11 protein-coding genes are annotated in these 14,786 nt (G+C 55.1%); 8 read left to right on the top strand and 3 right to left on the bottom strand.

The features are described 5' to 3' along the window. Nucleotides 1–78 precede the first annotated feature (78 nt). The 8 genes from HDE77_RS09030 (at nucleotide 79) to HDE77_RS08995 (ending at nucleotide 10,607) form a co-directional block, all read left to right on the top strand. Nucleotides 79–1,245, top strand: a complete 1,167-nt coding sequence (locus tag HDE77_RS09030) for a PLP-dependent aspartate aminotransferase family protein (RefSeq protein ID WP_184417042.1) — start codon at nucleotides 79–81, stop codon at nucleotides 1,243–1,245. Then, nucleotides 1,202–2,107 carry an ABC transporter permease gene (locus HDE77_RS09025; protein WP_343206082.1) on the top strand — a complete coding sequence of 302 codons (906 nt, stop codon included), beginning with the start codon at nucleotides 1,202–1,204 and terminating at the stop codon, nucleotides 2,105–2,107. Before HDE77_RS09030 ends, HDE77_RS09025 begins: the two co-directional genes overlap by 44 nt. Next, entirely contained in the window at nucleotides 2,097–3,509 is a 1,413-nt protein-coding gene (locus HDE77_RS09020) for an ABC transporter ATP-binding protein (protein ID WP_184416884.1), read from the top strand. Before HDE77_RS09025 ends, HDE77_RS09020 begins: the two co-directional genes overlap by 11 nt. 35 nt (nucleotides 3,510–3,544) lie before the next feature. Further along, the gene (locus HDE77_RS09015) at nucleotides 3,545–4,816 is read left to right on the top strand and encodes a hypothetical protein (protein ID WP_184416882.1); all 1,272 of its coding nucleotides are present in this window, start codon (nucleotides 3,545–3,547) and stop codon (nucleotides 4,814–4,816) included. Between the two features lie 68 nt (nucleotides 4,817–4,884). Further along, nucleotides 4,885–6,204: a glycoside hydrolase family 99-like domain-containing protein gene (locus HDE77_RS09010; RefSeq protein ID WP_184416880.1), complete on the top strand. Its 1,320-nt coding sequence runs from the start codon at nucleotides 4,885–4,887 to the stop codon at nucleotides 6,202–6,204. Then, a complete protein-coding gene (locus HDE77_RS09005) occupies nucleotides 6,192–7,877 on the top strand; it encodes a rhamnan synthesis F family protein (protein ID WP_184416879.1) in 1,686 nt (561 codons plus the stop codon). Before HDE77_RS09010 ends, HDE77_RS09005 begins: the two co-directional genes overlap by 13 nt. Before the next feature lie 42 nt (nucleotides 7,878–7,919). Beyond that, nucleotides 7,920–8,771: a class I SAM-dependent methyltransferase gene (locus tag HDE77_RS09000; RefSeq protein ID WP_255482618.1), complete on the top strand. Its 852-nt coding sequence runs from the start codon at nucleotides 7,920–7,922 to the stop codon at nucleotides 8,769–8,771. 75 nt (nucleotides 8,772–8,846) lie between these two features. After that, nucleotides 8,847–10,607 (top strand): hypothetical protein, encoded by a 1,761-nt coding sequence (locus HDE77_RS08995; protein ID WP_184416877.1) that lies wholly within the window; start codon nucleotides 8,847–8,849, stop codon nucleotides 10,605–10,607. A 165-nt stretch (nucleotides 10,608–10,772) separates the two neighbouring features. Here HDE77_RS08995 and HDE77_RS08990 read toward each other — a convergent pair whose 3' ends face one another. From HDE77_RS08990 to HDE77_RS08980, 3 genes are all read right to left on the bottom strand, one after another. Then, the gene (locus HDE77_RS08990; RefSeq protein ID WP_184416875.1) at nucleotides 10,773–13,103 is read right to left on the bottom strand and encodes a hypothetical protein; all 2,331 of its coding nucleotides are present in this window, start codon (nucleotides 13,101–13,103) and stop codon (nucleotides 10,773–10,775) included. A gap of 515 nt (nucleotides 13,104–13,618) precedes the next feature. After that, the gene (locus HDE77_RS08985; RefSeq protein WP_184416873.1) at nucleotides 13,619–14,281 is read right to left on the bottom strand and encodes a class I SAM-dependent methyltransferase; all 663 of its coding nucleotides are present in this window, start codon (nucleotides 14,279–14,281) and stop codon (nucleotides 13,619–13,621) included. A gap of 96 nt (nucleotides 14,282–14,377) precedes the next feature. Next, entirely contained in the window at nucleotides 14,378–14,782 is a 405-nt protein-coding gene (locus HDE77_RS08980; RefSeq protein WP_255482617.1) for a GtrA family protein, read from the bottom strand. Between the last annotated feature and the right edge of the window lie 4 nt (nucleotides 14,783–14,786).

The following is a 14,786-nucleotide window of genomic DNA, read 5'->3' as shown; positions in this document are numbered from 1 at the left end:
GAAATCCCGAACCCGAAGGGTAAGATGTCCGTTTTGAACCAGATAAAGCGGCCCGCACTGCGGGACAAGGGTGCATTGATGAAGACTGCTGCGAAACGGAACAAGCTGGGCATGGGGACATTGGCCATCCATGCCGGACAGCAACCCGATCCGACCACCGGCGCCATCATGACGCCGATCTACGCCACCTCGACCTATGTCCAGGAGAGCCCGGGCAAGCACAAAGGGTACGAATACTCGCGCACACAGAACCCTACCCGGATGGCGTATGAGCGTTGCGTGGCGGCACTGGAAGGCGGGACAGCCGGTTTTGCGTTTGCTTCGGGTCTGGCTGCGGCAGCCACGGTACTGGATCTTTTGGATTCGGGCAGCCACGTCATCGCCATGGATGACCTCTACGGTGGCAGCTATCGTCTGTTTGAGCGCGTACGCCGCCGTTCCGCTGGGCTGGACTTCACCTTTATTGATCTCAATGACGGCAATGCACTGAAAGCCGCGTTGAAGCCCAACACCCGAATGATCTGGGCCGAAACCCCGACCAACCCGATGCTCAAACTGGTGGACCTGACCAAGGTCGCCGCGTTCGCGAAGAAGCACGGCTTGATCCTGGTGGTGGACAACACATTCTGTTCGCCCATGCTGCAGCGCCCCTTGGAGTTCGGTGCGGATCTGGTGCTGCATTCGGCCACCAAGTACTTGAATGGGCACTCCGACATGGTCGGCGGTATCGTCGTCGCCGGCAGCAAGGAACTGTCTGAGCAGATGGGCTTTTTGCAGAACTCGGTCGGTGCCGTCGCCGGTCCATTTGACTCGTTCCTCGCCTTGCGGGGCCTGAAGACCCTACACCTGCGTATGAAGGCTCATTGTGAGAGCGCACTTGAACTGGCCCGTTGGCTGGAAAAGCACCCCGCCATCGAGCGGGTGATCTATCCGGGACTCAAGAGCCATCCGCAACACGCGCTGGCCAAGCGTCAGATGGATGGTTTCGGCGGCATCATCACCATCGAAGTGAAGGGCGGCCTGAAGAAGGCCAAGCGCATGCTGGAACGTTGCGAACTGTTTGCGCTGGCCGAATCACTTGGCGGCGTAGAAAGTCTGATCGAACACCCGGCGATCATGACGCATGCCTCGATCCCAGTCGTTACGCGTAAACGCCTTGGCATCAGCGATGGCCTGATCCGCCTATCGGTAGGCGTTGAGAATGTGGAAGATCTTCGCGCCGAACTTGCCCTCGCACTGGGTTGATCATGATTTACTGTCGGATATTCATTTAATGCCTACAACGCGATTGCTTCGCCTGGTCGCAGCTCCTGTAGTCGCTCCACTGGCGCACCGTTCACTGATATGGGAGCTGACCAAGCGAGAGGTGCTGGGACGCTACCGCGGCGCCAGCTTTGGTCTCCTATGGTCGTTGATCAGCCCATTCCTCTTGCTTGGCGTCTATTCGTTCGCGTTCGGTAGCGTGATGAAAGGGCGTTGGCCTCAGGGTGGGGATCAGGGTGCGGATCAGCACAGCTTTACTCTGATTCTTTTTATTGGTCTCATCGTGCATGGCTTTTTTTCTGAGGTGATCATGCGCGGCCCGATGCTCATCACGGGCAATCCAAGCTATGTTAAACGGATTATTTTTCCGCTCGACATTCTGCCTTGGCCGATGATTCTCTCAGCTCTTTTCCACCTGCTGGCAAATTTTCTTGTATTTCTAGCCCTTCGATTGGTGCTTGAGGGGCACATAGACGCCAGAGCTATCTTATTTCCAATAATCATCCTGCCTCTCGTGGTGCTGGCTTTTGGAGTGTCCTGGCTGCTGGCTGCTCTGGGAGTTTATTTTCGCGACGTTACTCAGATCACCAGCGTGCTTTCAACAGCGCTATTGTTTACCTCATCGGCGGTAATGCCGATTAGTTCTGTCAGCCCCTCGCTGCGCCCGTTGTTCATGATCAATCCGATTACTTTTATCATCGATCAAAGTCGCAACATCGCACTGTGGGATACAATGCCGAATTGGGAGGGGCTGGGGCTATACATGCTATTGGCAATGTTGGTCGCCCTTGTTGGATTTACGTGGTTCATGGCAACCCGCAGAGGGTTCGCTGATGTCATCTGAAGTCTCCATCTACGCCAATTCGATCGACAAGGTCTTTCCTGTCTATGAAAAGCCGCACCACCGGCTTCTTCAGATGATGTCGTCGCGTTCGGCAAAGCATCGTTGGTATCGCGAATTCACGGCATTGCGAGACATCAGTTTCGAAGTAAAAAAAGGTGAAACCGTTGGCATTGTTGGACGAAATGGTTCGGGCAAGTCGACCTTGCTGCAGATCATCTGCGGTACGCTCACGCCGACAGCAGGCGATCTACAGGTCAATGGCCGCATAGCCGCATTGTTGGAGCTTGGCGCGGGTTTCAACCCAGATTTCACCGGTCGCGAAAATGTATTCCTCAACGGTACAGTACTGGGCCTGACGCGCCAGCAGATTGAGGATCGCTTCGACGATATTGCAGCATTTGCCGACATCGGTGAATTCATCGAGCAGCCGGTCAAGAGCTATTCGAGCGGCATGTATGTGCGGCTGGCTTTCTCCGTCGCCATCCATGTCACGCCGGATATCTTGGTTGTTGACGAAGCACTTGCGGTAGGCGACGAGGCTTTTCAGAGAAAGTGTTTTGCCCGCATCGAGAAAATACGACGCGAGGGCGCGACGGTGTTGTTCGTCTCGCATTCGGCAGGCACGGTTTTGGAACTTTGCAATCGCGCCATCTTGCTTGATCGCGGCGAGATGCTTTATTCGGGGTCGCCGAAACGAACCATCTCGCACTACCAGAAAATGCTGTATGCGCCAGCTGAGCGTGTGGCAGCCATCCGGGAGGAAATACGCGAATCGACAGCAGCTGAGCAGTTGACGACCGTGATGAACAAGGTTGGAGGCAAAGATACGCCCGATGCCCCGGATGCCAAGGCCGCCGAATCCAGCTCGCCCAATCCATCAGAGTCGGCCAGTGCCTACGATCTGGCTTGGCATGATGATCACCTGCTTCCACAAAGCACGCTTAGATACGTGCGCAGCGGTGCCGAGATCAAGGACGCACACTTGCAGACCATCAGTGGCGAGCGCGTCAACGTGCTACGCCCGGGGGAAGAGTACGTCTACGTTTACGATGTGGATTTTGATCGCACTGCTGCTGGCGTGCAGTTCGGCATGCTGATCAAGACAGTGTCTGGTGTTGAGCTAGGTGGAGGTGTGTCGGCGCCCGCGCATGCGGCAATCGAGATCGTCGAGGCTGGCGAGCGTCGCCGGGCCAAATTTCGGTTCCGTTGTCTGCTTGCACCCGGTACCTATTTCCTCAATGCGGGCGTCCGCGGACGGATCGATCAGGAGGAAACCTTTCTCGATCGTGTGGTCGACATCGCCATGTTCCGGGTCGCTCCCGATTCCGACCGAATCGCCACCGGCATGGTGGACTTTGACATTCGCTCTTCCGTTGCCAACCTTGGTCATATGTCGGCCTGACCGGCATTTGGCGATTGGACAAGGACAAGCAGTAGATGAAAAATGCCGATGTGCGAGGGTCGACAGCCATTCTGGTGCTTGGCATGCATCGCAGCGGTACTTCCGCCTGCACGCGGGTCATCAATATGCTCGGCGCGGAACTCGGCTCGAGTTTTCTGCAACCAGCTGCCGACAATCCTGCCGGCTTTTGGGAGCATCTTGGCGCGTATGAAATCCATGAGCGCCTACTGAAGGAACTGGATCGCACCTGGTCCAGCGTCAGCGAAATGCCGGAGGGCTGGCTTGAACTCCCTGCTGCGCAGGTCGCCATCGAGGAGCTGGCTGAGCTTTGCCGTAGCGAGTTCGCTGGGGTATCCCTCTGGGCGGTCAAAGATCCGCGAATGTGTCGTCTGGTGCCGCTCTGGCTTGCTGCGCTCGATCGAGTCGACTGTCGTGCAAGAGCCCTGTTTGTCAGTCGCAGCCCCCTCGAAGTAGCCGAGTCGCTACGCAGTCGCGAAGGAATGCTGGCCGGCCATTCGCACCTGATGTGGGTACAGCACCTGCTGGAAGCGGAGCGTTTTACTCGAAGTTTGCCGCGTTCCATAGTCAGCTATGACGGCCTAGTATCCGACTGGCGTGGCTCGATGGCGCGGGTCGCCGACGAACTGAACATCGTCTGGCCGCACGCGATCTCGGATGTTTCGCTTGAGGTGGACCGATTCATCGATCCGAACAACCTGCGTCATCACCGGCACAGGGACGTGCCGGCCAACACAAGTCGACACGTCGGTTCGGTGTTTGTCGACTCACTTTACGCAACGTGCCTCAATGTGGAAGCGGGCAGGACCGATTGGAGCGTATTCCAGCAATTCCAGAACGAATACCAACGCGCCAAGGACCTGTTCGCGTTGCCGATTGCTGATAATGAAGGACTGATCGACCAGTTACATGGCGACGTGCATATCTGGGAAGCTGAAGCACGTTCTGTGCGGAAAAAGCTCGATGCTAGCGAAGGACTGGTCGACCAGTTACACAGAGATGTGAATATTTGGGAGGCTGAAGCTCGCTCTGTTCAGGCAAAGCTCCAAGAAGAAATAGCAAATGCCAACATGAAGCTTACGGCAGTAAAAACCGACTTGGCGGCCAGTCAGGCAGGCCACGCAGCGACTCGTGATGAGCTAGCAGTGAAAGAGCTGGAGCTGAACGTGATGACGGGGGAGCTGCAGGATACTTCGGAGCGTCTCAACGCAGCCGCGGCGGAGCTGGACCAGTTGCGCGCCAATACCATGCGCAAGCGATGGTTGCTGGCAAAATTGTTCGGGCGCTGACGGGCGCGCCTTGGGGGATAACCGGTGTTGTCGAATATTGATGGAAGTTGGCTTATCAAGAGGTTCCGATGTCTAGCGTGAAACCCATTGCGTTCTATCTTCCACAGTATCACCCGGTAGAGGAAAACTCCGAGTGGTGGGGCCCGGGGTTCACCGAGTGGACTAACGTTGCCAGGGGAAAGCCGAACTTTGTTGGCCATTACCAGCCACATGTTCCGCGCGAACTTGGCTTCTACGATCTTCGACTGATCGACAATATGCGTGCACAGGCGGATCTGGCGCGCCTGTATGGCATCGAGGGATTTTGCTTCTATTACTACTGGTTCAATGGACGTCGCATTCTCGAGTTGCCAATAGATAACTACCTCAAAAGCGACATCGACTTTCCGTTCTGCGTTTGTTGGGCAAACGAGAACTGGACTCGTACCTGGGACGGCCTGGAGAAGGATGTATTGCTTGAGCAGAAGCATGGTCCTGACGAGGATCGCCGTTTCCTTGAGGATTTGGTGCCGTTGCTGAAGGATCCACGCGCAATCCGTGTTGACGGCAAGCCGATTCTGCTGGTCTATCGCGCCGATTTGTTTCCCGATTCAAAGCAGACCGTCGCGCTCTGGCGCGAAGTTGCGCGTGAGCACGGTATCGGCGAGTTGCATCTTGTAGCTGTGCAGTTCTACGGCATTGTCGACCCGCGCGATTGGGGTTTCGATGCCGCGGTCGAGTTTCCACCGCATACTTTCATCGGCTCCGAGAACCGTGTGCACCGGCATTTGGAAATGACCAATCCGCACTTCCGAGGCGGCCTCGTCGACTATCGCAAGGTCATCGCTCAGTCGATTGGACGCACCAAACCTGACTATCGCTGGTATCGCGCGATCGTTCCCTCATGGGACAACACTGCCCGTCGCCAGCACACGTCGCACATCATGGTCGATTCGTCTCCTGGGTTGTATGGGTATTGGTTGAAGTGGCTGGTTCGTTACACGCGTGCAAACAACGCGCCGGAAGATCAATTGATCTTCATCAACGCGTGGAACGAATGGGGTGAGGGTTGCCATCTGGAGCCCGACCAAGAGCATGGGCTAGCCTACCTGGAAGAGACTTACGCAGCTGTGGTCAACGAGGACGCACGCCTCGAAGCGCTGCTCGCGGATTCGGATCTGCTTAGAGCGATCGGGAAGGAGCGTATAAGCCGCCTCCTTGATGAGAAGGACAATCTAGCTCGCGACGTCGTGCTGTTGTCGGCCGAGTTAAGACATAGAGCATTGAATCCGGGAATGCCTCCGGTCCCGCAACGTTCGTTGTTGCGGCGGATGGCCAAAAAGATCCTGAGGCGCTTCCCGCCGCTATATCGACTTGCCGTGCGGGTCCATCTCAAATGGACTCGCTAAAGTCACCCCGGCGCATTGCGGTCGTTGCTCACTTCGACGCGCAGGGCAAGTTGACGCCTTTCGTCCGTCGTCTGCTCGACGAACTACTGTTGAGCGTAGAGCGTATCGTGCTCGTATCCACGTGCTTGCATGCGACAGAGATTGACGCGCTGGATCAACGAATACGCGTTATCGTGCGGGAAAACGTCGGCTACGATTTCTACTCGTTTCGTACGGGCGTGTTCGCTATCGAAGACCTCTACGCGTACGACGAACTGGTGATCGCGAACGACAGTGTGCTTACCGTTGGTTCGGGGGGCATCTCGCGTGCTTTCGCCCAAATGGCGAATACCAACTGTGATGTGTGGAGCATGACGGAGTCTTGGCAGGTTACGCGTCACCTGCAATCGTACTTCATGGTTTTTCGCAAAGGCGCTTTCTTCACCAAGCATTTCCAGGACTTCTGGACTGGTGTGCGCGTGCTTCACAATAAGTGGGAAATCATCCTGTCCTACGAGGTCGGACTGACTCAGTGGCTACTGGCGCACGACGTTCGCATTGCGGCGGCGTTCGTGCCGAATGCCGCCGAGTTGAAGACAGTGTGTTCGCGTCTTAAAGCTCAATATGGCACAGTGCCGGACGCTGAGCAGGTCGTCGCTGCCAACCCCGTGCACTATCTATGGGACGCTTTGTATGCTCGTTTCGGCTTCATCAAGAGCGAAGTCCTGCGTGACGACCCCAATGGTGTGCTTGGCGAGCAGCTGAAACAGCTGGTAGTAGATCGTGTAGCGTTGGATGAGGTCGTGCACGAGGTCGAGCGCATGCGGCGCACGCGACGCCCAACTGAAAAATTGGATGCACCCATCGACGATGCAGCCAACCCTGTCTTGATGAGGGTGTTTTCACTCGCTGCGATAGATCCCCAACGTCTACGTGGCGAAGTGGCCGTCGTGTTGCACATGTTCCATGTGGACCTTCTCGACGATATTTATGCGTACATCCGCAACGTTATCTGCACCTGCGACATTTTTGTCTCGGTCAAGAGTGAAGCCGATTATCGGGTCGTCAGCGAATATTTTGCGCAACGTGGCACCGAGGTATTTGTTTACCTCCATCCCAATATCGGTCGCGACGTGGGTCCATTCATCAGCCTCCTGAACAGCGGGCTTCTGGACCGCTACGTGACTGTTTGCAAAATTCATTCGAAGAAAAGCGCCTACCATACAAAGGGAGATGCCTGGCGGGACGAACTGCTGAAGCCTCTGCTTGGATCGTCACAATCCGTTCTGAGGATCATTGAAGCTTTTCGACGATTTGAAAATTGCGGCATCGTTGGCCCGGACAGCGCCTATGTAAGTGATGCTCGATTCTGGGGTGGCAACGAGATGCGCCTGCGTACACTGGCCGATGAGGTCGGTATCGATCAGGCGTCTATCCGTCTCGGCTTCTTTGCTGGAACCATGTTCTGGGTGCGCCCGGCAGCATTGGCCTGCCTACGCAAGCGCAATTTGCGGCTTGAAGAGTTCGATCCGGAGGACGGGCAGCGCGATGCGACGCTCGCACACGTCATCGAGCGTATCGTGACACTTTGCGTGCAAGAGGCAGGATACTTTGTCGTATCCACGCGTGATCCCACTTCGGCCCTCATCCATGAGCGGTATGCGACTCAGGGTGTTACCGTGCTTCCTTCGTGACCTTGACCAACAATGACACTAACGACCGACGGACATGAACCAATGAATGATCAGCGATGGTTCGAGAGAATCCTTAGTTCGCTGCATGATCGGAATCTGGGATTGCCCGGCTTTCCTTCGACTTACCTTCAGGAAGTGTTCGTCGGCAGGTCAAATGAGAAGGCTTTGGAGGAGGCGTTCACGTTCTACAAGATCGTTAAGAACAGCAGTTTTCCATTGACGCGAAACTCGCGAGTTCTGGACTTTGGAGTGGGTTGGGGGCGGATCATTCGCTTCTTCACGCGCGAGGTAGATCCCAGCGGCTTGTATGGTGTTGACGTCGATGGCGATATCCTCAATGAAGCCAAGTCCATAGGTGTCGAAGGACAGCTCGGCCTGATCGGCAAGAGCGATCGACTCGAATTCCCCGACAATCATTTCGACGTCGTGTACGCGTTTTCGGTTTTTTCCCACATCTCCAAAGATTCGGCCAGCCACTGGCTCGGCGAGCTGATGCGCGTCCTTAAGCCCGGCGGCACGCTTGTGCTTACCACCACGACCGACAGGTTTCTTAATCTGTGCCTGGCCTGTTCGCTCAAAACTGAAGGACGCAACTCCTACGAAGAGAACTACGCTCGGATGTTTGCCGAGCCGGTTTTGGCGAGGGAGCGTTATCGTCAAGGCGAACATGTGTATGCAGCGGCATCGGGCAACGCAGCGGTACTGGATGCCGACAGCTATGGTTGGGCCGCGATGCCTCCAGCGTTTGTGAAGCGAGAGATCGGGCATGTTGCCCGATCAATACGATTCTTCGACGAGCCGGAGGTACTCGAACAAGGCTTCTTTATCGTGCGCAAAAAGCAGGCACTCCCAGCCCGTATTTTGCGTAAGCTTCGCGACGCAATATCCGGGTAGGGTCGCAGAATTGACATTGCGCGTGATTCACCCGTAGTCCGCATGGACGCGGTTGTTGCGCAAACAGGACGACGTATGGCAAGCAAGCAAGCGAATGATTCATCCATCTTCACCCGCCCAGAGCAACTCAGCGCCGAACCGCCGCAGGGGTTCTCAACGGGCCGTGTTGTATTAGCGGTTTGGTGTGTTCTGGTTGGCCTCCTCGTTGCTCTAAGCACGATTTATGGGGTTGTTCGCAATTACTCGCCCATTCCGTACATGGACCAGTGGGACGGAATAATCAGCTTTTGGCGGATGATACAAAGCGGCAATTACGGTGCATGGTGGATCCAGCATAACGAGCACCGGATCGTCATGTCTCGGGTGTTGTTTTGGATCGACATGAAATGGTTTGGCGGTGTGAATGTCTTCACTATTGCCATGAATGTCGTTCTGCACCTAGCCATTGCAGGGGTGTTCGTGCTCGCCTACACCCGCTATGCGGTCAGACGGGTGTCAGTGCCTGCAGTCGTCGGGGTTGCGTTGCTTGCCTGCATGGCCTGGATGCAAGACGACAACTTCAATTGGGGCTTCCAAAGCCAGTTCATGCTGGTGTACTTGTTCGCGATGTCGTCGTTTCTCTGCTACGCCTTGAGCAGCGCGCGGCACGGCATCTTGCGGCAGACACTGGCCTTCATTCTTGCGACAGCATCCATGTTGAGCATGGCCAACGGCCTGCTCAGCTTGCCGCTGCTCGTAGTGATCGGTCTAGTTCTGGCTTTCTCGTGGCGGCGACTGCTATTGGCCACCATTGTCACCTGCGTCGCCTGGGGTATTTATTTCACGGGTTACCAGCGTCCGGTTCTCCATTCCGATCCGATTAATGGCGCACAGCACCACTTGCCGGGGGTGCTGCACTACACGCTGGTGTTTCTCGGCTCTCCAGTGACGTTCCTGGGTTCACATATACATTTAGGTACGGAAGCGTGTTTAGGTGCGGCAGCGGTTTTTGGTGGTCTGCTTGTGATCGCGGCGGCGGTGATGCTGATACTCCTGCAGCGCGCGCGCGCTTTTTCCGCTTACCGCGCCTTTCTCGCAGCGGCGTCTGTGTTCGTAATTCTGACTGCGTTGCTTGCCGGCGTTGGACGTTTCGATCTGGGCATCGACACGGCCGCGAGCAGTCGATACACGACGCCCGCCCTTATTGCCTGGTTGTCGGTCTTTTTACTTTATGCGGACATGGTAGAGCCGAGGAATTTCTGGCGTCTCGTCGGGCTGATGGCAGTGACCATCATGCCGCTTGCCCTGTGGAGCCAGCGCGACGTGGCCGGCTATCGCTCTGCAGATTACGAGCGTGATGTTGCTGTGATCGGCGTGACGATGGGTGTGCATGACGATGCATACCTGAATAGTCTTTACCCCAAAGAGGGGCGGAGCAAGCTTCTCGATGACATGGCCTACATCCAGCGAGAGAAGCTGTCGATGTATGGGCGCAGCTGGGTCGCGGAACTCGGGTCATTGCGATTCAACCCGCATGATGTAGACCCTGCGCTTTGCCGCGGTGCCTTCGACTCGGCAGAGACTGTTCCCAATGGATACCGGCTGCGTGGTTGGGCTGTACCCACCGTGCCTGTGCGTAAGTCATTCGTCGTGTTTACAGACAGCGAGAATAGAACGGTAGGTTACGGCGTGGTCGGCGAAGCAAGGCCCGACGTACAAGCCGCCATCACCGGGGCATCGTGGCACGCCGGTTGGCGTGGCTACGTCGTTCATTCTGTCGGGACAGTTAGCGCCTACTTGTATACAGAGGGAAAATTTTGCCCGCTGGCCAATACCGTAGCCTTTGAGGCCCATTAGTGGCATGGCAAAGAGCGCGTGTCATACCGACCCGGCAAGCTGACTATTCGCTGCCGAACCCAGGTCCTCACACCTATTGCACCGTAGAGAGCAGTTGTTGGCGGACGGGATCGGCAGCGAAGGATGCCACCGCCTGGCAGATAGCCAGGTTCCGCCCCTGCAATGTCAACTAGGAGGGTTCGGGTGAGCGAAAGTTACGCGCAGGCTATTTTTCCTGCATGCCAATCGCTCGCCATGAAAGGTCTGGATAACGTAAGCGTCATACGTTCCCTCCAATGGTCGCGTGTCGACCAGCGCCTCGAATCCTGCAATGAGACCCGGTTTGCCAAAATAGTCGGCAACGTCGGGACGTTTCACTTTGCGGAGTGACTGCATTCTCACCGAACCATCTTTCCCGACCAAGGCAAGTGCGACGCTGTTGTTCTCCCTTCCAAGTGCACCCGATACAAGAGCCCAACCCCGTATCTCGAGCAAGTTTCCCGTAATGGTCATTGCACGTCCGGCGACGTCGACGTCGTTGAGTGTATCGATCATGCACTCACCGCCATCAGGCAAACTATCTATGGGGGTGCCGACTACGGATGGATTCAGCAGTACTCGATCAACGTTTTTGTCGGAAGCAACGTTCAACGTAGAAAGGGTGGCTGTAAAATCCTTCCCCCAGAGAAGACGCGAACCACTTGCGCCAACAATCTCAAAGGATTTGACATATTTTCCCGCGAGGATCTCGGGTGCAAGCGTCGATTCCAGCGCAGCGAAATCTGTGGAGCTGGCGACGGTTGGTGATAACAAAAAGCCAGTTTCGGCCATTCCTGGAATGAAGCGAAAAGTCTTCGCCGTGCCATCTAAGTAACGAACTAAGATGTCAAGCGTCGGTAACTTTAGTGCGGCCGAGACGAGCCTACCGAGCAAGGTCGGCTTTATCGCAATGAGCGCCCAGATTGGCTTCGTCGTCGGTGGCATCGAGACTTCCGCCCCAAAATTCATCTGGCGGGAAAATAGTTGCGGCCCTATGTCGATTGCTGGCTTAACAACTCTCTTATCTAGGATCAAATATTCGTCTGCGTACCCGCTAATTCTGTAGTTTGCGATCAAATCGGGCCAGCTGGTTCCGTCATCGAGTGACGGATATCGCTTGTCGACTGGATTGATCTGAAAGTAGATCCTCGAAGGCCCTCCCGCATCCAGGTGTTGGCGGTTCTCTATCGCTAACCCGGGGGTGTAAGCGAAATAGCTCTGGAAAGCCGGGCGAGGTGACCATGTCGCGGTACTCGCAAGAAGTGCGGAGAGATCCCATGGATACAGGTCGGCAGTACCATAGTAGGGCGGCAGTAGTGTCGATCGACGAATTTGGTCGTTTGCGATGGCAAAAGACCGATCAAGACGGCCGCGGTCGGTGACTCGACCCCACAAAGAATTTGAAGCCCGCTCAATGGTATTGCTGAAACTGCGGGCGATCGAAATCGGGTTGATGGGCCGATAGCTAATGGAGATGTATCCCCATGCGACCAGACTCAGAGTTAGCATGAGATAGCCGCCACGTGGTCGTTCAACCAGCAAGGCCAGACTGACCAACGCCAAGATAGCGGCTGCCAGCGTGGCATGGCCGTCGTGACGAACGAATCCAGCCTTGAAGCTTAGAAAAAAGATGACGGCGAGCCCCAATATCCTCCAGCCACGTGAGGAACGCCAAGTGTGCCACCCGGAGATCATCAGGCAAGCGGCGACCAGCAGATAAACATAAATCTCACTGGAGTTCCCGGGCTGTGACATTGCTTCGGTGTAACCGGAAATGATTGGACCCTGCGAAACAAAATAATGACCCAAATCTCCGATAGCCTGGCCGCTTGCCACCCAGGCTACCGGTACCACAAAGATCTCTATGAGAATGATCGCGATCGCGAGCATGGTAGCTCTGCGATAAAGCATGGCTACAGCCAAAATCGTGCACACGATGACCGCTAAGGTAAAGCTGGCCTTGATAAGCGGAAGCAAACCACAGGCGATCGCGAGGAGTAGAAGTGGTAATGTGCCGCGGGAGGGTCTTTCGAGTTTGACGTTGGCCACAAGGAGAATGAGCAGTGGCAGCGCTGTGAACTGTGCGTCACGACTGAATTGGCTCAGGTACAGCGGGACGGCGAGCAGCCAGATCCGGCGCTCCTTGATCGCCAGGGCAGAAAACCCCCCAAAAATCGCCGCGGCGATGATGACTGATCCGGAGAGCATGAGCTCGTCTGTAGCCGGATGAAAAAATCGCGAATAGACCGAGGCCAGCGGACCAAACGTAAAAACGATGTCCCGACCAAATCGCAGGTGCTCGGCGACCGCAATGTTCGCCGCGTAGCCCCATGACGAGTCAAGCCCAAGAGATGGCATCTTGGGACCAAATGGAACCATGAGCAGCAAGGTGGCGACAAGACTGAAGAGCCATGCCAGATTCCGCGCGGTACGAATTGCCAGATCTTTACTGATCGTCATCCTGACTAAAGAAACCACGTCGTCTCCTTCGTCCTTTGTGTGATTTGTACTGAGCAAAGTCTAGCCGAAAGCTAGTTCCGTACGGACATTGATCGAATCACCATATCAAGATGACTCCTAGTCGAGTCGGTGCTCGTTACTCAGGATGGTGCCAAAACAGTTGGCAGTGCATCTTCCCACCAGGAAAGGCATCAAGGGCGAAGATCCTTTTACTTCGCTACAGATGGAGCGGCTGCATGCGCCATTCACCGATCGAGGCTACTTACTAATTGGGCGCGCGACTCATTTCGCGTGCCTGGTAGCGAGTTGCTGCAACACAAATGTGCAGGCAGCGGATTCGAGAGTGTGGGTAGCGGCTGATGCCCTTCCGGCATAATGTGGACGGGCGACGTATGCGCGGACCGGTTTCAAAAGGACGCGATGCGAAGTTCAGAGATGCGTAATTCCGCACGAACCAAGTACCCCCAAGTCTGCCTGCCGGCTGCGATCTTATGAAATTGGCAGAGGCGAAATCATGGGCGCCGAATAGATAGCTATGACTGTGCTCTCTTTGTGGCCATAACAAAAGCCTGTTTTCCAAGAAATCGCCAGACGAAAGGAGTCGCAAGGTAAAGTCGCACAAGCCAAGGAGCTTGAGGCAAGGCGCTACGTGTCGTATAGGGGAGAAAGCGAGGTACGACTAACTGAATCCTCATGCCCGTAAGCTCAAGTGCTTCGACGAGGCTGCGGTCGGTAAGTGGCGTATGGTGATCAAAGAAATCCCAGTACTCGCCGCCAACGAATCGTATGTTGGGTTGTAAAACCATTATGCGACCGCCAGGCCGCAAGATGCGATGGGCTTCCGAGAAAGTGTCCAGAATTAACTGTTTATTTGGTAGATGTTCAAGGAAGTTGCTCATGAACACCACGTCCGCCGACTCGGAGGTCAATGATGCAATCGCCGTACAACTTTCATTGATGATACGGATGCCGGGATTAGCGAAGCGACGCACGTCGGGGTTTAAATCGACTGCGATCTTTTCTGCAGCGGATATATTATTGATGAATTCACAGTAGCCGGAGCCAATATCAACTACGGTATCCGAAGGTGCGATGAACCGGGAAAAGTAGCGATCGCAAATAACCTTCCAAATATCATTCTTCGCCTTCAGCGATGCTTCTGGAAATCGTGATTGATAGAGCGATTGCAAGTCCATAAATATGTTTCCATATAAACTGTGTGGAGATTTGTCGGGCTGCGGCTTTCAAGTGAAGCCGGCTCATGACGTCGATGCCAAGTTTAAAATATGAGTTTATTGACGAAACGAGAAAGTTTTGTGTCCGATGTAACTTGTGATCAACGGCACGCCTACACCTATCGCATGTGCCACCAATTCGGGTTCCCACTGCCAATTGATGACAGGCAAAAGCCATTTTGTCAGCACGAGACTGATTATCAAGGTTTGTGCGAGAGCAATAAGGTTAATGGCTACAAACCAGCTCAATTGGTGATGAAGTTTGTTGCTTGACTGGCGAAAAACAAATATTCGATTTAGAGCGAAGGCCGTTACGATGCCGATTAGGAACGCTACTACGATGGCCGCTGTGTAAGAGATCCACAAATTTAATAGCCACCTGGCCGCGATGTTGACAGTCGCAGCAATTCCGCCGGCCAGAATAAAACGAACGAACTGCCGTTTCCCATGTGAAAGCATCATGCCC

This window comes from Rhodanobacter sp. MP7CTX1, from assembly GCF_014205795.1.
In the GTDB taxonomy this organism is placed as follows: domain Bacteria; phylum Pseudomonadota; class Gammaproteobacteria; order Xanthomonadales; family Rhodanobacteraceae; genus Rhodanobacter.
The sequence above is the reverse complement of the archived record's forward strand: the minus strand, read 5'-3'. Positions and strand labels throughout refer to the sequence as shown.

Excerpts from the sequence above, each read along its gene's own strand:
- HDE77_RS09015 (WP_184416882.1), top strand. The coding sequence starts at position 3,545 with ATGAAAAATGCCGATGTGCGAGGGTCGACAGCCATTCTGGTGCTTGGC.
- HDE77_RS09000 (WP_255482618.1), top strand. The coding sequence starts at position 7,920 with ATGAATGATCAGCGATGGTTCGAGAGAATCCTTAGTTCGCTGCATGAT.
- HDE77_RS09010 (WP_184416880.1), top strand. The coding sequence starts at position 4,885 with ATGTCTAGCGTGAAACCCATTGCGTTCTATCTTCCACAGTATCACCCG.
- HDE77_RS09020 (WP_184416884.1), top strand. The coding sequence starts at position 2,097 with ATGTCATCTGAAGTCTCCATCTACGCCAATTCGATCGACAAGGTCTTT.
- HDE77_RS08980 (WP_255482617.1), bottom strand. The coding sequence starts at position 14,782 with ATGATGCTTTCACATGGGAAACGGCAGTTCGTTCGTTTTATTCTGGCC.
- HDE77_RS08995 (WP_184416877.1), top strand. The coding sequence starts at position 8,847 with ATGGCAAGCAAGCAAGCGAATGATTCATCCATCTTCACCCGCCCAGAG.
- HDE77_RS08985 (WP_184416873.1), bottom strand. The coding sequence starts at position 14,281 with ATGGACTTGCAATCGCTCTATCAATCACGATTTCCAGAAGCATCGCTG.
- HDE77_RS09030 (WP_184417042.1), top strand. The coding sequence starts at position 79 with ATGAAGACTGCTGCGAAACGGAACAAGCTGGGCATGGGGACATTGGCC.
- HDE77_RS09005 (WP_184416879.1), top strand. The coding sequence starts at position 6,192 with ATGGACTCGCTAAAGTCACCCCGGCGCATTGCGGTCGTTGCTCACTTC.
- HDE77_RS09025 (WP_343206082.1), top strand. The coding sequence starts at position 1,202 with ATGTGGAAGATCTTCGCGCCGAACTTGCCCTCGCACTGGGTTGATCAT.